We start from the raw sequence: 24,244 nt of genomic DNA on the forward strand, positions 1-24,244 counted from the left end.
GAAATGGTCGTACCCGCATCCTGATGTGCATGAAGTGCATAGGCGTCCGCACGCGCGTGTTGGCTCTTTAATCAGCGGGGTTTATTCCGTGGCTAAGTCTCTCGACAGTTTCAATTGTCGCTCCGTCCTTACCGTAGGCGGTAAGGATTACGTTTACTACAGTCTTCCCAAGGCCGAACAGAACGGCCTGGCCGGTGTTTCGAAGCTGCCCTTCTCCATGAAGGTGCTGCTCGAAAACCTGCTCCGCTTTGAAGACGGCCAGTCCGTCACTAAGGAACAGATCCTCACCGTTGCCGAATGGCTGAACAACAAGGGTCTGACGGAAGCGGAAATCGCCTACCGTCCGGCCCGCGTGCTGATGCAGGACTTCACCGGCGTTCCCGCCGTCGTCGACCTTGCCGCGATGCGCGATGCGATGGTGTCGCTCGGCGGCGATCCGGAAAAGATCAACCCGCTGGTTCCCGTCGACCTCGTCATCGACCACTCGGTTATCGTCGACGAATTCGGCACGCCGACCGCGTTCGCCAAGAACGTCGAGCTCGAATACGAGCGCAACGGCGAGCGTTACCGCTTCCTGAAGTGGGGCCAGCAGGCGTTCAAGAATTTCCGCGTCGTTCCCCCGGGCACCGGCATCTGTCATCAGGTCAATCTCGAATATCTCGGCCAGACGGTATGGACCAAGGAAGAGGATGGCGAAACGATCGCCTATCCGGACACCTGCGTCGGCACGGACTCTCACACCACGATGATCAACGGCCTCGGCGTTCTCGGCTGGGGTGTCGGCGGCATCGAAGCGGAAGCCTCGATGCTCGGTCAGCCGGTCTCGATGCTTTTGCCTGAAGTCATCGGCTTCAAGCTCACCGGCAAGCTCAAGGAAGGCGTCACGGCGACCGACCTCGTGCTGACCGTCGTGCAGATGCTGCGCAAGAAGGGCGTTGTTTCCAAGTTCGTCGAATTCTTCGGTCCGGGCATGGACAACATGCCGCTCGCCGACCGCGCGACGATCGGCAACATGGGTCCGGAATACGGCGCGACCTGCGGCTTCTTCCCCGTAGACGGCGAAACCATCAACTACCTGACCATGTCCGGCCGCACGCATGAGCGGATCGCACTGGTCGAGGCCTATTCCAAGGTCCAGGGCATGTGGCGCGAAGGCGATGGTTCCGACCTCGTCTTCACCGACACGCTGGAACTCGACCTCAACGACGTCGTGCCGTCGATGGCCGGCCCGAAGCGTCCGGAAGGCCGCATCTCGCTCGACAAGATCGCATCCGGTTTCGCCGGTTCGCTCGATACCGAATACAAGAAGCCTGGCCAGCTCGACAATCGCTACCCTGTCGAAGGCACGGATTTCGATCTCGGCCATGGCGACGTGGCAATTGCCGCGATCACCTCCTGCACCAACACCTCCAATCCGTCGGTGCTGATCGCTGCCGGCCTTCTTGCCCGCAACGCGGTTGCCAAGGGCCTGAAGTCCAAGCCGTGGGTGAAGACTTCGCTTGCACCGGGATCCCAGGTCGTCGGCGAATATCTTGCCAAGTCCGGTCTGCAGGCCGATCTCGACAAGCTCGGCTTTAACCTTGTCGGTTTCGGCTGCACCACCTGCATCGGCAATTCCGGCCCGCTGCCGGCGCCGATCTCGAAGACGATCAACGACAAGGGCCTGATCGCCGCCGGCGTGCTCTCGGGCAACCGCAACTTCGAAGGCCGCATCTCGCCGGACGTCCAGGCGAACTACCTCGCTTCGCCGCCGCTCGTCGTTGCTTATGCGCTCGCCGGTTCGGTCCAGAAGGACCTGACCTCCGAGCCGCTCGGCGAAGACCAGAACGGCAACCCGGTCTTCCTCAAGGACATCTGGCCGACCTCGAAGGAAGTCCAGGAATTCATCCTGAAATACGTCACCCGCGAACTCTACGAAACCAAGTATGCGGACGTGTTCAAGGGCGACGAGAACTGGCAGGCGGTCAAGGTTCCTCCGGGTCAGACCTATGCCTGGGACGACGATTCGACCTATGTGCAGAACCCGCCCTACTTCGTCGGCATGGGCAAGACCGGTTCGGGCCTCAAGAACATCAAGGGCGCCCGCGTCCTCGGTCTCTTCGGCGACAAGATCACCACCGACCACATCTCGCCTGCCGGTTCGATCAAGGCCGCTTCGCCGGCCGGTGCATACCTGACGGGTCACGGCGTCGGCGTTGCCGACTTCAACCAGTACGGCACGCGCCGCGGCAATCATGAAGTGATGATGCGCGGCACGTTCGCCAATATCCGCATCCGTAATTACATGCTCGGCCCGAACGGCAAGGAAGGTGGCTTCACCTTCCACTATCCGTCCAAGGAAGAGATGTCGATCTACGACGCGGCCATGCAGTACAAGGCGGAGGGCGTTCCGCTCGTCATCTTCGCCGGCGTCGAATACGGCAACGGTTCGTCGCGCGACTGGGCTGCCAAGGGCACCAACCTGCTCGGCGTCAAGGCGGTCATCGCCCAGTCCTTCGAGCGTATCCACCGCTCGAACCTGGTCGGCATGGGCGTCGTTCCCTTCGTCTTCGAAGAGGGCACGACCTGGGCCAGCCTCGACCTCAAGGGCGACGAGACTGTCGAGATTCTCGGTCTCGAAGGCGACATCAAGCCGCGCGAATGGAAGACCGCCAAGATCACCTACGGCGATGGCACGGTGAAGGAAATCAACATCCTCTGCCGCATCGATACGCTCGACGAGGTCATCTACATGAACAATGGCGGCATTCTGCAGACCGTTCTGCGCGACCTCGCAGCCTAAGCGACAAATGGCAATCATCCGCCGGAGTGAAAAACTTCGGCGGATTTCCTTCCGATAACCGATGCTTCTCCAAATCTGCCAGGGGCGTCGTTCTGCCTCTTAAGGTGCCTGTTCCTTGACCGTCGTCATCCTCACCGGAATGGCCGTCACCGTTTTCCTGACATCGTTGCTTTCGGGAATTTTTGGCATGGCGGGCGGGCTGATCCTGCTCTGGGTGCTGCTTTTCCTTTATCCCGTCGGTACTGCGATCGCCTTCCACGGCATCATCCAGATGGTGTCGAACGGATCGCGCGCCTGGTTTTCCCGCGCCTATATCGACTACCGTATCCTCGGCATCCTCTGCCTCGGCGTCGCCGTTTCGGCGGCGGTGCTGTTCTCGGTCAATTACGCGCCGGACCTGGTCGTCGTGCTGATCGGAGTGGGGCTGATGCCGATCCTGGTCTGGCTGCCCGTCAAGCGACTGCAGCTCGATGCGTCAAAGCCGCTGCATGCTTTCATCTGCGGGCTGTTTTCCGGCGCACTGACGATCAGCGTCGGCGTCGCGGGGCCGACGGTCGATATCTTCTTTATCCGCACCCAGATGGACCGCCGCAAGATCATCGCCACCAAGGCGTCGATCCAGACGCTTTCGCATCTCACGAAGGTCGCCTTCTATTGGAACGCGGCTTCCGGCCTGCCAGCCTCCGACTGGATTTCGATCCTGCTCGCCGCGCCGATCGCCATCCTCGGCGCGCATGTCGGCAATGGCATCCTGCAGAAGATGACCGACCAGAATTTCCGCGCCTGGACGCGCTGGGTCGTCACCGGCGTGGGTGCCGTTTATTTTACTCAGGGCTTGCTTAAACTGATTTGACCTCAGCGTATTTTTCGCCAAGTTTGGCGCCCAACGAAACGCATTCGGGAACCGATCAATTATCCGGTCTTCACCCCTTCGTGACTTTCTCTTGAAGGTGCCCGGTGGTTACTTTCCGCCATCCAGTGCATTCGGCCTTGATCGCCGCGAGCAATCGTGGATAACAGTTGCCCTGATAAAAAGGTCCGCCACCCATGCCCTTTCGTTTTCGCTCCGTACTCCTTGTTGCGGGCCTGTTTTATGCGGGCGCTGCATTGGCGGGAGAGGTGAGAGCGCCGAAGGGCGTGATCGAGCTTTTCACCTCTCAGGGGTGTTCTTCCTGCCCGCCGGCCGACGCCGCGCTGGGCGAGCTGGTGGCGCAGGGTGACATGGTCGTGCTCTCCTACCACGTCGATTACTGGAACTATCTCGGCTGGACCGATACACTGAGCTCCAAGGAAAATACCGAGCGGCAATATGGTTATGCCAAGACGTTCGGACGAACCGGCGTCTATACTCCGCAGGCCGTCATCAACGGCCGCGATCATGTCAAGGGCACGGACCTCACGGTCATCAACGACAAGGTGAAGGTGCTCGGCCAGAACGGCAAGGGGCTAGACGTTCCGGTGACCGCTGCGATGCGCGGCGACGAGATCGAGATCGAGATCGGCGGCGGCAAGGGACAGGCAGACGTTGTCGTCGCCTATTTCACCAAACGCCAGCAGGTGGATGTCACCAAGGGTGAAAACAGCGGCAAGAACATGGAATATTGGCACGCCGTCTATGACGTCCAGTCGGTCGGCACCTGGAACGGCCAGAGCATGAAGCTGACCCTGCCAGGCAAGCTGATGGGCAAGTCCAAGAAGGACGGTTGCGCGATCCTGCTGCAGACCTCCGGTCCGGGCGGCGAACCGGCAGCCATTCTCGGCGCGACGGTATTGATGGTGGGTCGCAAGAACTATTGACCGCAGGCGCGGTTCCGGGCTGGCTGACTGTATGAGAACTTGTTGGCGGCCCGATCCAATAACATTGGGGGGCTGGGGGTAAGGGTCAATGCACCAGACCGGGCCATATGGCGCTGAAAACGGCGCCAACCAACATCGTCAATTTCGCTTCGAAATCGGGCACTCTTTTGTTCGAAATGGGGCAACAATAAAATCGTGCGGTTCGCTCCCCGCGAAATTGCCGGGGTTGATTTTTGCAGCCTCTCGGGCAAACTGTCATGTCTCTGACATTTGACGATTTGGGAGTCTTGATGACAGATCAGCCGGATTTGCCGGGGGGCCAGAGATCCCGGGACACAGCCGTCGTCGTCGATCTCAGTGAATATAGGCAGAATCTCGATCCTGCACCGGTCACCTTCCACCGGCGCGAACTCGACGCGATCCTGAGGATTTACGGCCGTATGGTCGGTGAAGGAGAATGGAAGGACTATGCCATCGATCACCTCAAGGATCGGGCGGTGTTTTCCATTTTCAAGCGCTCGGGCGAGACGCCGCTGTTCCGAATCGAGAAGAACCCGAAGCTTGCCGCCAAGCAGGGCGCCTATTCCGTGACGAACACCCACGGGCTGATCATGAAGCGCGGCCATGAGCTGCCGCAGGTGCTCAAGGTGTTCGACAAGGTGCTGAAACTGATCGACTGACGCTGATCGCTACCCGGTAAACAGCGAACCCGGATAGACGCTGGGATCCGGATCGGTTTCGTTGCCTTCGCCGAGGGCTGCCTGCATCAGCACGGTATCCTGCCATTTTCCGTGTTTGAAGCCGGTGCCCTTCAGGGTGCCGGTCAGTTCGAAACCGAGGCCGCGATGGAGCGCCACGGAGGCAGGGCTGGCGCCGCCGATGACGGCGACCATCTGGCGGAAACCCAGCGCCTCGCAACGCACCAGCAGTTCTTTCAGCAGCGCCTTGCCCACGCCCTTGCCGCGCGCTTCCGGCGCCAGGTAGATCGAATCCTCGACCAGCCAGCGATAGGCGGGGCGGGTCCGGAAGGCGGACGCGTAGGCATAACCGAGCAGGGTGCCGTCTTCCTGTTCCGCCGCGATATAGGGATACCCCTTGGTACGAATTGCCTCGAAGCGAGCCGTCATCTCAGCCTGGTCCGGGGGTAAAATCTCGTAGCTTGCGGTGCCGTTCAGCACGCTGTCGCGATAGATCTCGGTGATGGTCGGAAGATCGGCGGGGGAGGCGTCGCGGAGATGGAATGTCATTGAGGCAGGCCGTTGAAAGGAATAGCCAAGCCTATGCCGCAACGCGAAGCCGGGCAACAAAAAAGGCGACCCGGAGGCCGCCTTTTTCCTGTTCGAATTCCTCGGAGATTAGTTGTTCCGGTTGCCCAGGAACTGGAGGAGGAACGTGAAGAGGTTGATGAAGTCGAGGTAAAGGGTCAGAGCGCCCATGATGGCCTTGCGGCCAGCAACCGCGACGTCGTCGCCGTCAAAGTACATTTCCTTGATCTTCTGTGTATCGTAGGCGGTGAGGCCCGCGAAGATCAGAACACCGATGACCGAGATCGCCCAAGCGAGGGGGGCGGAGCCCAGGAAGATGTTGACGATCGAGGCGATGATCAGGCCGAACAGACCCATGATCAGGAACGAGCCCATGCCCGACAGGCTTCTCTTCGTCGTGTAGCCGTAAAGCGACAGGGCGCCGAAGGAGGCAGCGGTGATGAAGAACGTCTGAACGATGCTCTGGGCGGTGTAGACCAGGAAGATCGACGACAGCGACAGGCCCATCAGGGCCGCATAGGCCCAGAAGGTGCTCTGCGCAGCGCTGACGCTCATCTTATGAACGCGGAAGCTCAGGAAGAACACCACCGCGAGCGGTGCGAGCATGACGACCCAGCGAAGCGGCGAACCGTAGATCGCAGCGCCAAGGCTGGTCAGCAGGATGCCGTTCGGAAGCCGGGCGACAGCTGCGGCTGCATCCGTCGTCGTTGCGAGGGCCGAGATACCATAAGCAGCGATACCGGTGATAGCCAAGCCGACAGCCATCAGGTTGTAGACCTTGAGCATGTAGGCGCGCAGGCCTTCATCGATCATCGCGCCGGACTGGGCGCGACCCTGCGCCGCCCGGGTCTGGTAGTTGTTAAAGTCAGCCATTGTTTCCTCTTTAAGCTCCGGAATTATTCACGGTGTCGGGCCCCCTTTTTTACGGACCCAGGCGCCGCTGCGGAGCTCCAGCAAGCCTGCGCATAAATATGATGCGAGATCGCTTCACATACAAGAGGTGCGCCAAGCGAAAAACGCAAGCCACAGGCGCTATTTAGCAACCTATGGGACGTTCTGACGGGAATTTGATCCGAGAGTTAACACGAAATACTACCTCTGGACGAATTAGAGCTCGCGCAGCACAGGTGCGGCCTTCTGCCCTAATATGCGCCAGGTGCCGGCAAGCCCTATTCCGACCGTCAGCACCAGCGAAACGGCGAGCGTCAGCACCGCAACATCAGGCAGGAAGACCGATTGGAGCCGCATGATGCGGCTGACCACGAACCAGGCGGAGAGGCCACCGGCGACGAGCGCAAAGAGCGCGGTCGCAGCACCCAGGATCATATATTCGTAGCTGAAGGCGCGCATCAGCATGCCGCGCGTGCCACCGAGCGTCTTCAGGATAACGGCGTCATGGGTGCGAGCCCGATTGCCGGCGGCGAGCGCACCGGCAAGGACCAGCACCGAGGCGATCAGCGCAACAGCGGCGGCGGCCCGGATCGCGGTCGCGAGCTGGCCGACGAGCTGGTCGACGATGTCGATCGCATCCTTTACCCGAACGCTGGTGATGGTCGGATAGGCGTTGGTGACGGCACGCAGGATCGAGGCTTCCTGTTGGGCGGTGGCCGAAGGATCGCTCAACGTCGCGAGCCAGGCATGCGGCGCGCCGCGGAAGGTATTGGGCGAGAAGATCATCACGAAATTGATCGACAGCGATTCCCACTGAACCTTGCGGAAATTGGCGATGCGGGCGGTGATGTTGCGGCCGAGCACGTTGACGGTGACGGTATCGCCGATCTTCAGGCCAAGTTCGCCGGCCTCTTCGGCCGAGAAGGACACCAGCGGCTCGCCGGTGTAGTCTGCACCCCACCATTGCCCGGCGGTGAGCGCCGAATTGGAAGGAAGCTTCTCCTCATAGGTGATGCCGCGGTCGCCGCGCAGCACCCAGCGGCCGGCCGGCGGCACGCTCATCTGGGTGACGTCCTGGCCGTTGAAGGCGAGGATTCTTCCGCGCAGCATCGGCACCTGGGTGATCGCCCCCTCCGGCGCCTGCTGTTTCAGGATGTTGACGAAGCCTTCGCGCTCCGATCCCTGGATATCGACGAAGAAGAAATTCGGCGCCTGCTGCGCAATGCTGCCGGTCAGCTGGCGGCGCATGTTGCCGTCGATCAGGGCGAGCGTCACAAGCAAGGCAAGGCCGAGGCCGAGCGACAGCACGACCGAGGGCGTTAGTGCGCCCGGCCGGTGGATGTTGCCGATCGCCAGCCGCAGCGCCGGCGAATTGACCCGCGGACTTCTTTTCGCAAGGGCGGCGATGAGGGCCGCGACAAGGCGCAAGAGCACGAAGGCACCGGCGACGGCGGCCAGAAAAACGGAGGCGATGAAACGTTCTTCCGCCGAGACGATCGCAAGCGCCGCCAGGGCGGCGAGTGCCAGGCCGGCGGCCAGAAGATAGGGCCAGGAGGGAAGGCGGGTATTGTCGAAACTCTGTTCGCGGAAAAGCGCGGTCGCAGGCACTTCGCGGGCATGACCGAGCGGCAGGACTGCGAAGGCGAAGGTGATCAGGATGCCGAACAGCGCGGCAAGCGCCAGCGCTGAGGGGTAGAAGGTGACTTCTTTCGGTACCGGCAGCACGCCTTCGAGGAATTGCAGCGCCACGAAGGGCGAGATGGCGCCGATGACGAGACCGATCAGGATGCCGACCACTGCAAGCAGCATGATCTGGATGAGATAGATCATCGTCACCACCGAGGCCGGTGCGCCCAGGCACTTGAAGGTGGCGATGGTGGTGCGCTTGGCATCGAGGAAGGCGCGCACGGCATTGGCGACGCCGACGCCGCCGACGATCAAGGCGGTCAGGCCGACCAGGGTCAGGAATTGCGAGAAGCGGTCGACGTTTTCGGTGAGCGAAGGAGCCGCGCGGTCGCTGGTGCGGATGGACCAGCCGGCACTCGGAAATTCGCGATTGGCGCGGGTGGTCAGCGTCGAACGGGTCGCCGGATCATTGAGCCGGATCTTATAGGCATGTTCGACGAGGCTGCCGGTGGTGATCAGGCCGGAAGCGGTGAGCGCTTCGCGGCTGACGATCAGGCGGGGCGCAAAGCCGAAACCGTCGGAAAGCGCGTCCGGTTCGGCGGTGATCGTGCCGCGCAATGTCAGCCTGGCATTGCCGAGCAGAAGCTGATCGCCGTCCTTGAGGCCGAGGCGTTCCAGCAGCAGCGGGGCTGCAAGAGCACCAAACGTCTCTCCCTGCTTGCCAAGCAGGTCAGGAAGCGGTGCCGCCGGTTCGGCGCCAAAGCTGCCATAGAGCGGATAGGCGTCGTCGACCGCCTTGACCTCGACCAGCGCCTGTTCGGAACCGTCAGGCTTGCGGGCCATGGAGCGCAGGCTGGTGGACAGGGAGACCTTGCCGAGGCTCGCCAGGAACACGCTTTCCTGGTCGGTGGCTTCGCGGTTGTTCAGTTCGAAACGGATGTCGCCGGCAAGGATCTCCTGTCCCTGTGAGGCGATGGCGCCGGTGATGGCGCGCGATACCGAATTGACGGCTGCGATCGCCCCGGTGCCGAGCGCGATACAGGCGAGGAAGATGTAAAAGCCGGCCAGGCCGCCACGCATTTCGCGTAGCGCCAGGCGAAAGGAAATCGAAAGGCGCGGAAAGGCCGACCTCATGCGGAGACCGCCTGGACGGACAGGTGGGCGGTGGCGCTGTCGCCGACGATCTCGCCGGAGCGGACGCGGATCTGGCGGGAGCAGCGGGCGGCAAGCGCGTTGTCATGGGTGACGAGCAGCATGGTCATGCCGCGCTCGGCCTGTTTCGAAAATAAGAGGTCGGCGATCTGCCGGCCGGTCTCGGTGTCGAGATTGCCGGTCGGTTCGTCGGCGATCAGCACGGAGGGCGAGGGGGCAAGGGCGCGGGCAATCGCCACGCGCTGCTGCTCGCCGCCGGAAAGCTGGCCTGGATAGTGGCTCAGCCGCTCGCCGAGGCCGACGGCGGTCAGTTCCCGCTTGGCGATCTCGAAGGCGTCCTTCACATTGGCGAGTTCGAGCGGCACGGCGACGTTTTCGAGCGCCGTCATGTTGGCGATCAGGTGGAAGGACTGGAAAACGATGCCGATATTGCGGCCGCGGAAATCGGCAAGCCTGTCTTCGGAAAGGGCGTGAAGGGGTGCGTCGTTGATGACGATCTCGCCGCTGTCGAGGCGTTCGAGGCCGGCCAGAACCATCAGCAGCGTCGATTTTCCCGAGCCCGAAGGCCCGACGATGCCGACGGCTTCGCCTGCACGGATTTCGAGGTCGATCTGCTTCAGCACATGCACCGAGGCCGCCGCGCTGCCGAGCGTCAGATCGGCTTTCTTCAGCGTGATGATGGTTTTAGTCAAATCGAACCGTCCTATATAGGCGTGAAGCGTAACCCGAACACCGCGTTGCGGTAGCGCCCAATCTAGGAGACGGATCGTGAGTTTTAAAGCAAGCCTGCTTCACTTCATCGTCATGTCCGCGCTGGCGCTGGCCGCACTGCCGGCCGCTGCGCAGGACAGGGCGATCCAGCTCGTCGGTTTCGGCGACAGCCTGATGGCGGGTTACCAGCTTGCGCCTTCCGAATCCTATACGGCCCAGCTCGAGGCGGCGCTGAAGGCCGATGGGCAGAATGTCGTGGTCACCAACGCGGGCGTTTCGGGCGATACGACAGCAGGAGGGCTTTCGCGCATCGACTGGTCGGTGCCCGACGGCACTGACGGCGTGATCCTCGAGCTCGGCGCCAACGATGCGCTGCGCGGCATCTCCCCCGAGCAGTCGGAAAAGAACCTCGATGCGATCCTGGCGCGGCTGAAGGAACGGAAGATCCCGGTGTTCCTGGTCGGCATCCTGGCGCCACCGAACATGGGCGGCGATTATGCCGAAAAGTTCAACCCGATCTACAAGCGGCTGGCGGAGAAATACGTGGTGCCGCTCTATCCATTCTTCCTGGATGGGGTCGCGACCATTTCCAGCCTGCAGCTCTCCGACGGCATGCATCCCAACACCAAAGGGGTCGCGGTGATGGTCGAAAAGACCATCGAACCTGTCAAAAGCTTCCTGGGGGCTATTAAGGATAAGGGAAAATAACAGCTTGCGCGGAACTCCGTTGCATGATTCGCTGTTTGCATCTGCAAAAGATTCGAGGAGGTCCCTATGCCGAGACTTTTCACCGCCCTCGAAGTTCCGCGCAATGTAGCGATGAGTCTGTCTCTCCTGCGCGGCGGGATCCCCGGTGCCCGGTGGATCGACGTGGAGAATTATCACATCACTCTACGCTTTATCGGCGATGTCGACGGCCGCACCGCCGACGAGATCGTCGACCGGCTGGACCGCATCGACCGACCGGAATTTCAGGCGACGCTGACCGGGATCGGCTCGTTCGGATCGAAGAAACCGCATTCCATCTGGGCCGGCGTTTCACCCTCGCCGGAGATCTACGCGCTGCAGGCGGAGATCGAACGGATCTGCCAGCGTATCGGTCTGCCGCCGGATCCCCGCAAGTTCACGCCGCATGTGACGCTCGCACGGCTCAAGAACTGCCGCCTGGACGACGTGGTTCACTATCTTGCCGGCCGCGGCAATTTCCACACGGCACCCTTCACCGTCCCCCGTTTCGTGCTGCTGTCGTCGAAGGAGTCGGTCGGAGGCGGACCGTATCTGACGGAGGAAATCTTCCCGCTGCAGGAGGCAAGCTACGGCACTGCCTATGCCGGCGACATGGAGCCGGCGAAGAGCCTCCTTTAACCGGAAGGCGCCCCTTTAGTCCGAAGGAAGGTTGGACGATGAACTACGAAAAGCTGGATGCGGCTGCCGTCGTGCGTGAACTCGCGACGCTCGATGGCTGGGAGCTGAAGCCGGAAGGCGACGCGATCTTCAGGAGCTTCAAGTTCAAGACCTTCATCGAGGCCTTCGGTTTCATGGCCGAATGCGCGCTGTCCGCCGAGAAGCTCAACCATCACCCGGAATGGTCGAACGTCTATTCGCGGGTCGACGTGCTGCTGACCACCCACGCGACAAAAGGGCTGACCGACATCGACTTCAAGCTTGCCCGGGCGATGGACAAGGCATCCTCGCGCCGCAATTGAACTTCATGGTCGAGAGCCCATATTGGGTGGGCACACGTTGAGCGAACGGAGCGACCATGGACGACGTGAAGATCGGCGAAATTCTGCTGCCGGGTGACGAGGATACACAAGGCCGCCGCGAGCGGCAGGTGCGGACTAAGTTCTGGCCGACTCTGAAGCGGGCCGTGCGGCAGGTCCCGTTCAGCCGCGACCTGATCGCCGCCTATTACTGCGCGATCGACCGGCGGACTCCGACCCGCGTCCGGGGCGTGCTGCTTGCCGCGCTCGCCTATTTCGTGATGCCGATCGATTTCGTGCCGGACATGTTCGTCCTTGTCGGCTTCACCGACGATGTCGCCGTGCTCGCAGCAGCTTTCCGGATGATCCAGGGCCATATCGCCGACCGCCATTACGAGGCTGCCGATCTGGCGCTTGCGGACAATCCGGACATCGCCGAGGGCGTGCGCGGCAAATAGTCTCACGGGGCGTCATTCCCCCGAAGGATCGTCGAGAACTCTTCGCAAGCGCTCGAATGCAAGCCGGATTCGTGACTTCACCGTCCCGAGCGGCAGGCCCGTGGACGAGGCGATTTCCGAATGGGACTGGCCGAGGAAGAAGGCCGCCCGCACCATTTCCATCTGTTCGCCGGGGATGTCGGCAAGGGCTGCACGCACCTGCGCATCCCGTTCCTCGCCTTCGAAAATCGTATCGGCGCCCGGCGCCTCGGTCACGAAGAACAGGGGTTCGTAGACATCCAGATACTTGTGCCTCGCCCGCCGTTCCGCATCGATGCGACGGTTGCGGGCGATGCGAAAAAGCCAGGTGGACAGGGAGGATCGCGTCGGATCGTAGAGGCCGGCGCGGTGCCAGAGAACGGCCATCACCTCCTGGACGAGTTCCTCCGCATCGTCGGGCCGCATCGACCGTTTCATCAGCCAGGATTTCAGACGCGGCGCATAATGATCGAACAGCACGGTAAAAGCTGCCTGATCGCGCTCATCGGCCACTGCCCTTACCAAGCCGGCGAAGTGGTCTCTTTCGTCTACATCCATTTACGCTGCGCACAGTTTCCGATGAGATTCGCGTCATATTCGACCATTCTAATGTCATTGTGAGAGTTAGGAAAAGGACAAACTCTTGCCCCAATCCTTGTGTCACTGATTGACGAAACGCATGGAAATTCTGCTGGTTGGCTCTTTGGAGGCATGGCGGGGAGTGCTATCTCCACGCACCTACGCGCCCAGGCAGGAGATTCAGAAGATTCTAATAATCTGGTTGACGGTTTGGTAACCAGGATCAAGTCAAAATGCACCGAATCAGGATCATGCCTGGCAAGGCTTGCCCGCTCGGGCCGTTGAACGAACAAAACCGGCAGGAGACCATGTCTGTAAGAACAATCGCAACCGCATTGGCAATCTTGGCTGCAAGCGCCGGCCTGGCATCGGCTCAGGCGCCGAAGGCCACTGCCCCGGCCAAGCCACAGCAGGCCCAGGCGCCGGCACCGGCCGCCGCAGGTCCCACCCGCATCCAGCAGTTCAAGGCGTGGGGCGCCTATTCCTACAAGTCGGGCGCCAGCAACGTCTGCTACGTGCTTTCGGTGCCGACCACCAAGGAACCGGCCAGCGTCGATCACGGCGATATCTTCTTTATCGTCTCGCAGCGGCCGGGCCAGAACATTTCCTACGAGCCGCAGGCGATGGTCGGATACGTCCTGCAGCCGAATTCCAAGGTGACGGTGACGATCGACAAGAAGAACTTCACGATGTTCACCAAGGACAAGGCGGCCTGGGTCGAGAACGCGGCCGAGGAGCCGGCGCTCGTCGCGGCGATGAAGACGGGTCACAACATGAGCGTCAGCGCCGTTTCCGGCCGCGGCACCAGGACCTCCTACGCCTATTCGCTGCAGGGCATTGCGGCGGCGCTGAAGCAGATCGAAACCTGCAAGTAGGCGCCCGTGCGCGGCAAGAGTTGGAAGGCCGGTCTTAGGACCGGCCTTTTGCATTTCTTGAAGAATAGTGACGCGGCGGCTATTTGATGATAAAGCCCGCCCCAACGAAGGTCCGGCACATGTGCCCAATGGGCCGATACAGGTTTCACGCATCCAACATGCCCTGACTTTCCCGCTGATCGATCGTGGGAAAGCTGCATGTGTTCGAACGGGATAGAAGAATGTCAGTCTCAGAGGCTCTGGCGCCGCTCGCCATCAAGAAGCCGCTCGTCGCCAATCCGGATCTGTTCGGCACCAAGCCGTCACTGATCGGGCTTTCGCGCGAGGACATGGCGCAGGCGCTGAAGGAAAAGGGCGTATCGGAAAAGCAGGTGCGGATGCGCGTCAGCCAGCTCTGGCACTGGCTCTATATCCGCGGCGTATCCGATTTCGACGCGATGACCAATGTCGCCAAGGATATGCGCGAAATGCTGAAGGCGCATTTCACCATTGCGCGTCCGGAAATCGTCGAGGAACAGGTTTCCAACGATGGCACCCGCAAATGGCTGTTGCGCTTTCCGCCGCGCGGCGCCGGCCGTCCGGTCGAAGTCGAGACTGTCTACATTCCGGAAGAAGGCCGCGGCACGCTCTGCATTTCGAGCCAGGTCGGCTGTTCGCTCACCTGTTCCTTCTGTCACACCGGCACCCAGAAGCTGGTGCGCAACCTGACCGCCGAGGAAATCCTGTCGCAGTTGCTCCTGGCACGTGACCGGCTCGGCGATTTTCCGGGCACCGACACGCCGCCCGGCGCCTTCGTGCCGACCGGCGACCGCAAGGTCACCAATGTCGTGATGATGGGCATGGGCGAGCCGCTCTACAATTTCGAGAGCGTCAAGACGGCGCTGCTGATCGCCACCGACGGCGACGGGCTGTCGCTGTCGAAGCGCCGCGTCACGCTGTCGACCTCCGGCGTCGTGCCGGAAATTTTCCGGACCGGCGACGAGATCGGCGTGATGCTGGCGATCTCGCTGCATGCGGTGCGCGACGACCTGCGCGACATGCTGGTGCCGATCAACAAGAAATATCCGCTGAAGGAGCTGATCGAGGCCTGCCGCAACTATCCCGGTCTTTCGAACGCCCGCCGCATCACCTTCGAATATGTGATGCTGAAGGACGTCAACGACAGCCTGGAGGACGCCAAGGCGCTGATCCAGCTCTTGAAGGGCGTTCCGGCCAAGATCAACCTGATCCCGTTCAATCCCTGGCCGGGCACCAACTACCAGTGTTCGGAATGGGCGCAGATCGAGAAATTCGCCGATTTCATCAACCAGGCGGGTTACGCCTCGCCGATCCGCACCCCCCGCGGCCGCGACATCCTCGCCGCCTGCGGCCAGCTGAAATCGGAATCGGAGCGGATGCGCAAGACCGACCGCCTCGCCTTCGAGGCGATGATGATCGCCGGGCACGGCGAGGACGATTGAATAACGAGGCCGGCTTTTCTGTCAGCGTGCCTGGGTGAAGAAAATCTTGGCCGCGAAGACCGAGAAGACGCCGGCAAAGGTGCAGTCGATGCCGCGCAGGACCTTCGGGTTGGCCTGCAGCCAGTTGGCCAGGCGGTCGGCGGCAAGGACGACGATCACGTTGACCGGCATGCCGATGACGATGAAATAGACCCCTAAGAAAATCAGCTTGCTCGTGACGTCCGGATCGCCGGCGGTGACGAATTGCGGCAGGAAAGTCATGAAGAAGATGATGACCTTGGGATTCAAGAGGTTCACCCAGAAGCCCGTCGAAATGTTGGAAAGTGCGCTCGCCTTGGGCTGGTCGACCTTCTCCACCGACAGTTTTGAGCCGAAGCGGATTGCCTGGATCGCCAGCCAGAGCAGATAGGCGGCGCCGCCGGTCTTGAGGATGAAGAAGGCGGTCGGTGACGCGGTGATCAGCGCCGAGATACCGAACGCGACCAGCAGCGTATGGCAGACGACGCCGAGGCTGGTGCCGAGCACCACGAACAACGCGGGTCGCCGGCCCTGGCCAAGCGCGCGGCTGATCGACAGCGTCATGTCCGGCCCCGGCGTCAGCGCCAGAAGCAGACCAGCAGCCGTGAAGGCGAGAAGGGTGGCAAGGCTCGGCAGGAAATCCATGGGGCGCACGCTCGAATAGCCGGGTAAGGATGGCTCCATTTATCCGGCTTTCGCAGCTATGCCAATCAGGCGCTCAGCGCTTGGAGATGAATTCCTTTGATGCATCCGCAAAGTCCGGATGCCAGCGCGACAGCGGCGGGCGGTTCTCGATGATGTCGCCGATCGCCCAGGCCATGCGGCGTTCGTCTGTCGCCCGATCCACGTCGTTGTCTGGGCAGAGGATATAGAAATCACCGCGCTCCAGGCTCACCAGCATGAACCCGACCGTCTCTTCCGGCGTCCAGGCGCCGGCGGGTTTCTCGATGCGGTCGCCTTTGGTCAGGCCGGTAAACACGAAGCCCGGGATGAGCAGATGCGCCGACACCTGGCAGTTCGGCGTATTGCGAAGCTCGTGCTGCAACGCCTCGGTGAACGTCTTCACGCCGGCTTTGGCGACATTGTAGGCGGGATTGCCGGGCGGTGTCGTGATCCCCTGTTTCGAGCCGGTATTGATGATCAGCGACGGCTCGCCATGGGCGATCATGGCCGGGCCGAACGTCCGCGTGCCGTTGATGACGCCGAGGAGGTTGACGGCGAAAATGCTGTCCCAGTTGACCTGCGGCCCGAATATCGAGCTCCCCGGGCTGATGCCGGCATTGTTCATCAGCACATGCACCCGGCCGAAACGCTGGATGACGGCGCGTTCCAGAGCCTCGATCTCATCCGGCTTCGAAACGTCGGTGCCGATGGCGGCGACATCCGCCTCACCGTCTTCGGCAAGGGCCGCGACCTCGCGGCAAGCTTCCGCAAGCTTGTCGCCCTCCAGATCGGCAAGGACGACGGAAAGGCCCATCCGGGCAAATTCCTTCGCCGCCGCAAGGCCGATACCGGATGCGGCCCCGGTAATCACGGCGACATTGTCCTTTTTCAGAGCGGGATGAGTGATGGTCATGGCAGATCTCCTCTAGGGCGCTGCTGTTCAAAGGTCGGGCGGGATATGGTACCCTCATCAAAACCTGTCAACATGACAAGGGCGTCACAAGTAAGGGCGTCACACCGGAGCCGCTTCATGGGCAAGATGACATCGATCACAGTGGATGAGGAACTGACTGAGTTCATCGACAGGCAGGTGAGCGGCGGCAACTACAGTTCGCCAAGCGAAGTGGTGGAGGCCGCCTTACGGCTTCTGCGTGACAGCGAGGGCGGTATCGAGGCCATTCGCGCGGCGATCGAAGACGGCGAGGCCTCGGGCGAGCCGCAGCCTTTCGACTTCGATGAATTTATCGAGAAAAAGCGAGCCGCACGTGCCGAGCGATGAAAACTCTGATCTTCACGCCCAAGGCTGTCGCGGACATTGATCGCATCTACGACCATACGGAAGCAACCTGGGGAGTCACCCAGGCTGAAGAATATACGTTTGGAATACGGGACTTTTGCAGAGCACTTTCGTCAGGCGAGAGAAGCGGTCGGAAGATCGACGAAATCAAGCGCGGGTATCAATCACTCGCGTACCAGTCCCATTTCATCATTTATCGAGAAGCGTCCAAGAAAATTTCCATCGTCCGCGTCCTGCATCAGCGAATGAACCTCGACCGTCATCTCTGATCGGCTTTGCCGGGTTTTTCTTGCGTGCCTCAGGAAACTCGCTAAAAGTGCCGCAAATCCCGACTTGGCAGTTTCAAGAACCGCTTCCACCCGCAGACGGACGTAAATCGACATGGCAATCCCGAAAGACGTAAAGAAGGTCGTTCTCGCTTATTCCGGCGGCCTCGACACCTCGATCATCCTGAAATGGCTGCAGACCGAACTGAACGCCGAGGTGGTGACCTTCACCGCCGATCTCGGTCAGGGCGAGGAACTGGAGCCGGCCCGCAAGAAGGCCGAGATGCTCGGCATCAAGGAGATCTATATCGAGGACGTGCGCGAAGAGTTCGTGCGCGATTTCGTCTTCCCGATGTTCCGCGCCAATGCCGTCTATGAAGGCGTCTACCTGCTTGGCACCTCGATCGCCCGCCCGCTGATCTCCAAGCACCTGATCGAGATCGCCAAAAAGACCGGTGCCGATGCGATTGCCCATGGCGCCACAGGCAAGGGCAACGACCAGGTCCGTTTCGAGCTCTCGGCCTATGCGCTGAACCCGGACATCAAGGTCATCGCGCCGTGGCGTGACTGGGCTTTCAAGAGCCGTACCGATCTTCTGAAATTCGCCGAGGAAAACCAGATTCCGGTCGCCAAGGACAAGATGGGCGAGGCGCCGTTCTCGGTCGATGCCAACCTGCTGCACTCTTCTTCCGAGGGCAAGGTTCTGGAAGACCCGGCCATCGAGGCTCCCGAATACGTGCATATGCGCACCATTTCGCCGGAAGCTGCTCCGGACAAGGCGACCGTCATCAAGGTCGGCTTTAAGAAGGGTGATGCTGTTTCCATCAACGGCGTCGCCATGTCGCCGGCGACCCTGCTTGCCGCGCTCAATAATTACGGCCGCGACAACGGCATCGGCCGTCTCGACCTTGTCGAGAACCGCTATGTTGGCATGAAGTCGCGCGGCGTCTACGAGACCCCCGGCGGCACGATCCTGCTGGCTGCCCACCGCGCGATCGAGAGCATCACGCTCGACCGTGGTGCCGCGCATCTCAAGGATGACATCATGCCGCGTTACGCGGAGCTCATCTATTACGGCTTCTGGTTCTCGCCGGAGCGCGAAATGCTGCAGGCGCTGATCGACAAGAGCCAGGAGCATGTCGAAGGCGAAGTGACGCTGAAGCTCTACAAGGGCAATGTCATGGTCATCGGCCGCGAGAGCGAAAAGTCGCTTTATTCCGACAAGCTGGTCACCTTCGAGGACGACCAGGGCGCCTACGACCAGAAGGACGCCGCCGGCTTCATCAAGCTCAATGCGCTGCGCCTGCGCACCCTCGCCAAGCGCAATCTCGGCAAGTAATTCCAAACAATCCGATCACCGAAGCCCGCTTGCCCGAAAGGGAGGCGGGTTTTTTCATGCCCTGCGGCTGGCGATCCGGAAACCGATGTAACCGAGCACGGCGATCAGATGCATGGCGGGAATGACGATGCCGAAGGCCGGTAGCGGCGAGCCGATCGAGGCGGCGGCGACGCCGCCCACGAAGCCGGCGCCCATCTGGATGAAGCCCATCATCGCGGACGCTGACCCGGCAATATGCGGGAAGGGGATGAGGCCCGCCGCGGTCATGTAGGGCGATACGAAGGCGATCCCGAAGGCGCACATGGCAACCGGCACCATGACCGACAGAAAGGATGGCGGCAGGTAGTGGATCGAAAGGGCCATGACGAGACCACCGCTGCCGCTGAAAATCAGTCCAACCAGGGGCGCCTGTTCGGCCGGCAACCATCTCGAGATGACGCGGAGGCAGACCGAACCCATCAGGAAGAAACCGGATTGCATCAGCATGCTCATGCCGAACTGGATGGGCGTCAACCCGACCTTCTCGATCAGGATGAACGGCAGCACGGCCGCCTGGGCGTACATGGATCCCACCGCGCCGGCGAGAACGACCGCGGTAAACAGGAAGCGCGGCAAGGCGATGATTTCCGCATAGGCCTGGACGAGCCGCAGCGGCTTCAGCCGGCTGCGATCCGGAATCGTGGTTTCCTTCAGACAGACGGTCGACAGGAAGACCAGCAGGGCGCCGAAGCCGACCATCAGCAGGAATACCGATCGCCAGCCGAACGCGGCCAGCGCGAGACCGCCGACTGTCGGCCCAAGTGACGGCCCGATCGCCAGGATGATGCCCATCGTGTTGATGATCCGGGCCGCGTCGCCGCCGTTGAACTGGTCGCGCACGATGGCGCGCGACACAGTGATGCCGACGGAGGCACCGATACCCTGGATCAGGCGGCCGGCGAGCACCCATTCGACCGTGGGAGCAAAGGCGGCAAGCAGAGAACCGGCCAGATAGACCAGGAGAAAACTCAGCGAGGCGGTCTTGCGACCGAAGGCGTCGGAGACGGGGCCGGCAACCAGCTGGGCCAGCGCGAACCCGGCAAAATAGAGCGACAGCGACATCTTGATCGCTGCCTCCGTGGTCGAAAAGGCATGCACCAGCTCCGGCATGGCCGGCGTGTAGATCGCCATCGAGATCGGTCCGATTGCCGTCAGGAGCGCGCCGATGATCGTGGTTCGGCGCTCGCTCATCCGAGCGGGGACAGGCGGCATGTTATCGGCTTTCATCGAATGCGGTCTGGAGCATGACGGAGGGGGTTGCGGCCTGGAGGTTGGCGTTGAACGCGGCCAATGCCTCGCGCAGGATGCGGCTGTTTTCCTCGCTCAAGCCTTCGGTCGCTTGAGCAAGGATGGCGTTCAGTTCGTGGCGGATCGAGCCGATCATCTCGTCGGAGGTCTTGGTGAGATTGATCCGCTTGACGCGCCGGTCGGCAGAGCATTGCTGCCTTTCGACCAATCCGAGCGTCTCCAGCTTGTCGAGATAGGCGCAGAGCGTCATCGGCTCGACGCCCATGCGGGCAGCGATGTCGAGCTGGCGGCTGCCGTCGACGGTCGCGATGTTCAGGAGCGCCCGCGCCTCGCCGGGCGTTAGTCCGAGGCCGGCCTCGGCGATGCGGCGCTCGAAGGCGGCACGCAGCAATCGGGCACTGTCGGCGATCAGAAATCCCAAACTGTCCATGCCCTCTTCGGCACCTTTCGCCTTTATATGCAAATTTTGTAAGGTACCCTTACTATCTTTCGGGTGTGAGGCAAACGGAAAACGGGGTTCGGTTGCATTGACACCGGCGAAACCTGCGGCGAGATTGTCACAGCCTTCGGACGGAGCCTCTCCATGTCATCATCGCTGCTTGCCGGCGCCTTTTTCGCGGCGCTCGCCTATACGCTCATTCCCGGCCCGGCATTCCTGGCGCTGCTCGGCATCGGTGCCGGACAGGGAAGGCAGGCCGGCGCCTTCTTCATGGGCGGTCACCTGGCGGGAGACATCCTCTGGTCCGGGCTGGCGCTGGTGGCGATCATCGGCGCCAAGACGGTCGGTACCACAGTCTTCGACATACTTGGGGTTTTCTGCGGCCTCTATCTTGGCTGGATCGGCTGGAGCGCGTTGCGGGCTAAGCCGAAGGAGAATGGAGGCGCTCTGGTGACGGTCGAAAAACCGCTGCGGCGCGGGCTGATCTTCGGCCTGACGAACCCCAAGGGGTATCCGGTGGCGCTGGCGACGTTCACCGCGCTGCTTGCAAGTTCTGCCGATGCACTGGATTTCAGCGCGCTGCCGCTTCTTCTCGCCGTGTCACTGATCGGGTTCCTGACGGCCGATCTGGTGCTGATCGGGATTATCGGGGCCGGCGTGGTTCGGCGGTTCTATCGGAAGTATGAAAGGGTGATCGTCCGGCTTTCCGGCCTGCTGTTCATCGGTTTTGCGATGCAGGCGCTCTGGCATTCGGCACCAGGCCTGTTCGGCTACCGGCGTGCCTGAGCGACTACGCTTTCCGATCAGACTTCGATGAAGGCCATCACCGCGCGAAGGACGTTGGCGCGGGGCATATCGCCAAGCGACATGGCGATTTCGAGCTGATTGCGGTAATAATCGTGGAAATTGAAGCCGGTTTCGTCTGTGACCTGCGACAGGTCCATCAACTGTCCCTGAGCATCGACGGCGTGCGTTGGAAGTTCTTCGGACAGCGTGATGTAAGTGTCCTGGTCGATCCTGCCCGCCTGATAGTTTTCAAGCGCGAGCGCACGCAGATCCCGCGGGGTGATCGCCGAAAAATCGATCGGCGATTCATCCGTGTCGGGCACCTGAAAGGTGATCTGGCTCTGCCGACTTCCATGCTCCGATGACTTCTCGACTTTATTGTTTCGAGAATGGTCTCTTTGCAGTAAGTTGGTAGACCAGCGCAAGGAACTGATTTCCATGGCTATATCCTGATTCATCGGATACTGGCCAAAAGTACCTTTGATTACTGCACTGCGTCAAATGGTTAATAACCGTTAATTGTTATGTATGATTTCTTGCCGGAAATCGAAAATGGACAGGCGCATACCCATTCCCGCCGGCTTCTCCTATATGAATGGCGATGCATCGTTAGGAAGGATATTTGCATGTCTTCTAATCTTCTGGTGAACCCCGCTCTCGTGGACTGGAACGGCCATCACGGCCTGCCGCGTTTCGATCAGGTGAAGGACGAGGACTTCGCTCCCGGTTTCGACGCGGCACTTGGCATCCACGAAGCGGAGATCGAGGCGATCGCCAGCAATCCGGAAGAGCCGACCTTCACCAATACCGTCGTTGCGCTGGAGACCGCGGGCGACGAGCTGTCGCGCGTTTCGTCACTGTTCTGGGGCAAGGCTGGTGCGCATACCAACGAGAATATTCAGGCGCTTGAGCGCGAGATCGCGCCAAAAATGTCGCGCCATTATTCGAAGATCGGCATGAATGCGGCGCTGTTTTCCCGCATCGATACGCTTTGGGAAAAGCGCAAGGAGCTTGGCCTTACGCTCGAGGAAGAACGCGTGCTGGAACGTCACTGGAAGGGCTTCGTCAAGGCCGGTGCCAAGCTTGCCAAGGCTGAGCAGGAGCGGCTTGCCGATATCAACGAGAAGCTCGCCGGGCTTGGCGCCAAGTTCGGCCAGAACGTGCTCGGTGACGAGAAGGGCTGGTCGCTGAAATTGTCCGGCGAGGCTGAACTGGACGGCCTGCCGGCCTTCCTGCGCGATGCCATGGCGTCCGCGGCCCGCGAACGCGGCGAGGCGGACGGCTATATGGTGACGCTGTCCCGCTCGATCATCGAACCGTTCCTCACCTTCTCGACCCGCCGGGACCTGCGCGAACAGGCGTTCAGGGCCTGGGCTGCGCGCGGACAAAACGGCGGCGAGACCGACAATCTCGGGATTGTGCGCGAAACGCTGGCGCTGCGGGCGGAAAAGGCAAAGCTGCTCGGATACGAGAATTTCGCCGCCTACAAGCTCGACAATACGATGGCGAAGACCGCGGACGCGGTGAATTCCCTGCTCCGCAAGGTCTGGGACAAGGCGCGCTCCAAGGCGCTGGAGGAGGAGGCGAGCCTTGGCGGGCTAATTGCCGAGGAGGGCAAGAACCATGAGGTCATGCCCTGGGACTGGCGGCATTACGCCGAGAAGCTGCGCCAGCGGACCTTCGATTTCTCCGAGACCGAGCTAAAGCCCTATCTGCAGCTGGAAAAGATCATCGAGGCCTGCTTCGACGTCGCCGAGCGCCTGTTCGGTATCAAGGCGGTCGAAGTGAAGGGTGTGGCGGCCTATCATCCGGATGTACGGGTGTTCGAAGTCCGCGACAGGGATGGTTCGCTGAAGGCGCTGTTCCTCGGCGATTATTTCGCCCGCTCCTCGAAGCGCTCCGGCGCATGGATGAATTCCCTGCAGTCGCAGCACAAGCTGCCGCTGAAGAACGGTGCGACAGGCGAACTGCCGATCATCTACAATGTCTGCAATTTCGCCAAGCCCGCCGAAGGCAAGCCGGCACTGCTGTCGCTCGACGATGCCCGCACGCTGTTCCACGAATTCGGCCACGCGCTGCACGGCATGCTGTCGGATGTCACCTATCCGTCGGTCTCCGGCACCGGCGTGTCGCGCGATTTCGTCGAACTGCCGTCGCAGCTCTACGAGCACTGGCTGACCGTGCCGGAAATCCTCGAAAAATACGCGGTCCATCACGAGACCGGAAAGCCGATGCCGAAGGCGCTGCTCGACAAGGTGCTGGCGGCGCGCACGTTCAACGCCGGGTTCGCGACGGTGGAATTCACCTCCTCGGCGCTGGTCGACATGGCGTTCCACACCCGCGGAGCGGTCGAGGATCCGATGGCGGTTCAGAAGGAGGTGCTTGACGAGCTCGGCATGCCGGCCTCGATCGTCATGCGCCACGCGACACCGCATTTTCAGCACGTGTTTTCGGGCGACGGTTATTCGGCCGGCTACTATTCCTACATGTGGTCGGAAGTGCTCGATGCGGACGCCTTCTCGGCCTTCGAGGAAACCGGCAATGCCTTCGATCCGGTCATGGCCCGCAAGCTCAAGAACAACATCTATTCGGTCGGCGGCTCTATCGACCCGGAAGAGACCTACAAGGCCTTCCGTGGCAAGCTGCCGGACCCGCAGGCGATGCTGAAGAAAAAGGGCCTTGCGATGGTCGAGGAGCTGTCCGGCAGCGACGCCTGAGCGCGTTGTGATCCCAGTCTCAAGGGGTGCGGCATGCCGGTGATTCATCAATCATCGGCCTGTCATTCGGCCGTCATAAAACCGTAACACCACTGTCATGAAACCTTAATAGGAA

The 24,244-nt window shown here is 61.3% G+C and carries 26 protein-coding genes; 15 read left to right on the plus strand and 11 right to left on the minus strand.

Going from position 1 to position 24,244, the window contains the following annotated elements; all coding sequences use genetic code 11:
* Nucleotides 1-88: 88 nt before the first annotated feature.
* The 4 genes from acnA to AC1DLT_RS15905 all read left to right on the plus strand — a co-directional run bounded on the left by acnA (nucleotide 89) and on the right by AC1DLT_RS15905 (nucleotide 5,259).
* Nucleotides 89-2,782 carry an aconitate hydratase AcnA gene (acnA, locus tag AC1DLT_RS15890; RefSeq protein WP_477487372.1) on the plus strand — a complete coding sequence of 898 codons (2,694 nt, stop codon included), beginning with the start codon at nucleotides 89-91 and terminating at the stop codon, nucleotides 2,780-2,782.
* A 115-nt stretch (nucleotides 2,783-2,897) separates the two neighbouring features.
* Nucleotides 2,898-3,635, plus strand: a complete 738-nt coding sequence (locus AC1DLT_RS15895; RefSeq protein ID WP_038546634.1) for a sulfite exporter TauE/SafE family protein — start codon at nucleotides 2,898-2,900, stop codon at nucleotides 3,633-3,635.
* 194 nt (nucleotides 3,636-3,829) lie between these two features.
* Nucleotides 3,830-4,579: a DUF1223 domain-containing protein gene (locus tag AC1DLT_RS15900; protein WP_247137632.1), complete on the plus strand. Its 750-nt coding sequence runs from the start codon at nucleotides 3,830-3,832 to the stop codon at nucleotides 4,577-4,579.
* Between the two features lie 290 nt (nucleotides 4,580-4,869).
* Complete coding sequence (locus tag AC1DLT_RS15905) at nucleotides 4,870-5,259, plus strand: DUF2794 domain-containing protein (protein ID WP_038549783.1); 390 nt, start codon at nucleotides 4,870-4,872, stop codon at nucleotides 5,257-5,259.
* Between the two features lie 9 nt (nucleotides 5,260-5,268).
* Here the strand turns inward: AC1DLT_RS15905 and AC1DLT_RS15910 are convergent, their stop codons facing one another.
* The 4 genes from AC1DLT_RS15910 to AC1DLT_RS15925 form a co-directional block, all read right to left on the minus strand.
* Entirely contained in the window at nucleotides 5,269-5,826 is a 558-nt protein-coding gene (locus tag AC1DLT_RS15910; RefSeq protein ID WP_477487373.1) for an N-acetyltransferase family protein, read from the minus strand.
* A 108-nt stretch (nucleotides 5,827-5,934) separates the two neighbouring features.
* Complete coding sequence (locus AC1DLT_RS15915; RefSeq protein WP_477487374.1) at nucleotides 5,935-6,717, minus strand: Bax inhibitor-1/YccA family protein; 783 nt, start codon at nucleotides 6,715-6,717, stop codon at nucleotides 5,935-5,937.
* 234 nt (nucleotides 6,718-6,951) lie between these two features.
* Nucleotides 6,952-9,495 carry an ABC transporter permease gene (locus AC1DLT_RS15920; RefSeq protein WP_477487375.1) on the minus strand — a complete coding sequence of 848 codons (2,544 nt, stop codon included), beginning with the start codon at nucleotides 9,493-9,495 and terminating at the stop codon, nucleotides 6,952-6,954.
* On the minus strand, nucleotides 9,492-10,205 hold the full coding sequence (locus AC1DLT_RS15925) for an ABC transporter ATP-binding protein (RefSeq protein ID WP_247035595.1): 714 nt from the start codon (nucleotides 10,203-10,205) through the stop codon (nucleotides 9,492-9,494). Before AC1DLT_RS15925 ends, AC1DLT_RS15920 begins: the two co-directional genes overlap by 4 nt.
* Nucleotides 10,206-10,281: 76 nt before the next feature.
* Between AC1DLT_RS15925 and AC1DLT_RS15930 the strand changes: the two genes are divergently transcribed.
* The 4 genes from AC1DLT_RS15930 to AC1DLT_RS15945 all read left to right on the plus strand — a co-directional run bounded on the left by AC1DLT_RS15930 (nucleotide 10,282) and on the right by AC1DLT_RS15945 (nucleotide 12,385).
* Nucleotides 10,282-10,932: an arylesterase gene (locus tag AC1DLT_RS15930; RefSeq protein ID WP_477487376.1), complete on the plus strand. Its 651-nt coding sequence runs from the start codon at nucleotides 10,282-10,284 to the stop codon at nucleotides 10,930-10,932.
* A 66-nt stretch (nucleotides 10,933-10,998) separates the two neighbouring features.
* Entirely contained in the window at nucleotides 10,999-11,589 is a 591-nt protein-coding gene (gene thpR / locus AC1DLT_RS15935) for an RNA 2',3'-cyclic phosphodiesterase (RefSeq protein WP_038546616.1), read from the plus strand.
* 38 nt (nucleotides 11,590-11,627) lie between these two features.
* Nucleotides 11,628-11,930 (plus strand): 4a-hydroxytetrahydrobiopterin dehydratase, encoded by a 303-nt coding sequence (locus AC1DLT_RS15940; protein ID WP_038546613.1) that lies wholly within the window; start codon nucleotides 11,628-11,630, stop codon nucleotides 11,928-11,930.
* Between the two features lie 56 nt (nucleotides 11,931-11,986).
* On the plus strand, nucleotides 11,987-12,385 hold the full coding sequence (locus AC1DLT_RS15945; RefSeq protein ID WP_038546611.1) for a YkvA family protein: 399 nt from the start codon (nucleotides 11,987-11,989) through the stop codon (nucleotides 12,383-12,385).
* Nucleotides 12,386-12,397: 12 nt separating this feature from the next.
* Here the strand turns inward: AC1DLT_RS15945 and AC1DLT_RS15950 are convergent, their stop codons facing one another.
* Entirely contained in the window at nucleotides 12,398-12,961 is a 564-nt protein-coding gene (locus AC1DLT_RS15950) for a sigma-70 family RNA polymerase sigma factor (RefSeq protein WP_477487377.1), read from the minus strand.
* A gap of 329 nt (nucleotides 12,962-13,290) precedes the next feature.
* Here AC1DLT_RS15950 and AC1DLT_RS15955 point away from each other — a divergent pair, with 329 nt between their 5' ends.
* Together AC1DLT_RS15955 and rlmN are read left to right on the plus strand one after the other, a co-directional pair.
* On the plus strand, nucleotides 13,291-13,857 hold the full coding sequence (locus AC1DLT_RS15955; protein ID WP_477487378.1) for an invasion associated locus B family protein: 567 nt from the start codon (nucleotides 13,291-13,293) through the stop codon (nucleotides 13,855-13,857).
* Nucleotides 13,858-14,078: 221 nt separating this feature from the next.
* Nucleotides 14,079-15,317 carry a dual-specificity RNA methyltransferase RlmN gene (rlmN, locus tag AC1DLT_RS15960; RefSeq protein ID WP_477484695.1) on the plus strand — a complete coding sequence of 413 codons (1,239 nt, stop codon included), beginning with the start codon at nucleotides 14,079-14,081 and terminating at the stop codon, nucleotides 15,315-15,317.
* Between the two features lie 21 nt (nucleotides 15,318-15,338).
* Here the strand turns inward: rlmN and AC1DLT_RS15965 are convergent, their stop codons facing one another.
* Both AC1DLT_RS15965 and AC1DLT_RS15970 read right to left on the minus strand, forming a co-directional pair.
* Nucleotides 15,339-15,980 carry a LysE family translocator gene (locus AC1DLT_RS15965; protein ID WP_477487454.1) on the minus strand — a complete coding sequence of 214 codons (642 nt, stop codon included), beginning with the start codon at nucleotides 15,978-15,980 and terminating at the stop codon, nucleotides 15,339-15,341.
* 73 nt (nucleotides 15,981-16,053) lie between these two features.
* On the minus strand, nucleotides 16,054-16,911 hold the full coding sequence (locus AC1DLT_RS15970) for an SDR family NAD(P)-dependent oxidoreductase (RefSeq protein WP_477487379.1): 858 nt from the start codon (nucleotides 16,909-16,911) through the stop codon (nucleotides 16,054-16,056).
* 117 nt (nucleotides 16,912-17,028) lie between these two features.
* Between AC1DLT_RS15970 and AC1DLT_RS15975 the strand changes: the two genes are divergently transcribed.
* On the plus strand, nucleotides 17,029-17,277 hold the full coding sequence (locus tag AC1DLT_RS15975; protein ID WP_247035602.1) for a type II toxin-antitoxin system ParD family antitoxin: 249 nt from the start codon (nucleotides 17,029-17,031) through the stop codon (nucleotides 17,275-17,277).
* Complete coding sequence (locus tag AC1DLT_RS15980; RefSeq protein WP_247035603.1) at nucleotides 17,274-17,564, plus strand: type II toxin-antitoxin system RelE/ParE family toxin; 291 nt, start codon at nucleotides 17,274-17,276, stop codon at nucleotides 17,562-17,564. Before AC1DLT_RS15975 ends, AC1DLT_RS15980 begins: the two co-directional genes overlap by 4 nt.
* Here AC1DLT_RS15980 and AC1DLT_RS15985 read toward each other — a convergent pair.
* Nucleotides 17,460-17,678 (minus strand): hypothetical protein, encoded by a 219-nt coding sequence (locus tag AC1DLT_RS15985; RefSeq protein WP_247035612.1) that lies wholly within the window; start codon nucleotides 17,676-17,678, stop codon nucleotides 17,460-17,462. The genes AC1DLT_RS15980 and AC1DLT_RS15985 overlap by 105 nt on opposite strands.
* Here AC1DLT_RS15985 and AC1DLT_RS15990 point away from each other — a divergent pair.
* Nucleotides 17,677-18,900, plus strand: a complete 1,224-nt coding sequence (locus AC1DLT_RS15990) for an argininosuccinate synthase (protein WP_247035604.1) — start codon at nucleotides 17,677-17,679, stop codon at nucleotides 18,898-18,900. The two genes, AC1DLT_RS15985 and AC1DLT_RS15990, sit on opposite strands and share 2 nt — an antisense overlap.
* Before the next feature lie 54 nt (nucleotides 18,901-18,954).
* Here AC1DLT_RS15990 and AC1DLT_RS15995 read toward each other — a convergent pair whose 3' ends face one another.
* A complete protein-coding gene (locus tag AC1DLT_RS15995) occupies nucleotides 18,955-20,151 on the minus strand; it encodes a multidrug effflux MFS transporter (protein WP_477487380.1) in 1,197 nt (398 codons plus the stop codon).
* 1 nt (nucleotide 20,152) lies between these two features.
* Nucleotides 20,153-20,617, minus strand: a complete 465-nt coding sequence (locus AC1DLT_RS16000; protein WP_477487381.1) for a MarR family winged helix-turn-helix transcriptional regulator — start codon at nucleotides 20,615-20,617, stop codon at nucleotides 20,153-20,155.
* Between the two features lie 153 nt (nucleotides 20,618-20,770).
* Here AC1DLT_RS16000 and AC1DLT_RS16005 point away from each other — a divergent pair, with 153 nt between their 5' ends.
* Nucleotides 20,771-21,412 (plus strand): LysE family translocator, encoded by a 642-nt coding sequence (locus AC1DLT_RS16005; protein WP_477484689.1) that lies wholly within the window; start codon nucleotides 20,771-20,773, stop codon nucleotides 21,410-21,412.
* 17 nt (nucleotides 21,413-21,429) lie between these two features.
* Here AC1DLT_RS16005 and AC1DLT_RS16010 read toward each other — a convergent pair whose 3' ends face one another.
* Entirely contained in the window at nucleotides 21,430-21,852 is a 423-nt protein-coding gene (locus AC1DLT_RS16010; protein ID WP_247138160.1) for a hypothetical protein, read from the minus strand.
* A 186-nt stretch (nucleotides 21,853-22,038) separates the two neighbouring features.
* Here AC1DLT_RS16010 and AC1DLT_RS16015 point away from each other — a divergent pair, with 186 nt between their 5' ends.
* A complete protein-coding gene (locus tag AC1DLT_RS16015) occupies nucleotides 22,039-24,129 on the plus strand; it encodes a M3 family metallopeptidase (protein ID WP_247138161.1) in 2,091 nt (696 codons plus the stop codon).
* The last annotated feature ends 115 nt before the right edge of the window (nucleotides 24,130-24,244 follow it).

This window comes from Neorhizobium sp. 05N33, assembly GCF_056397445.1.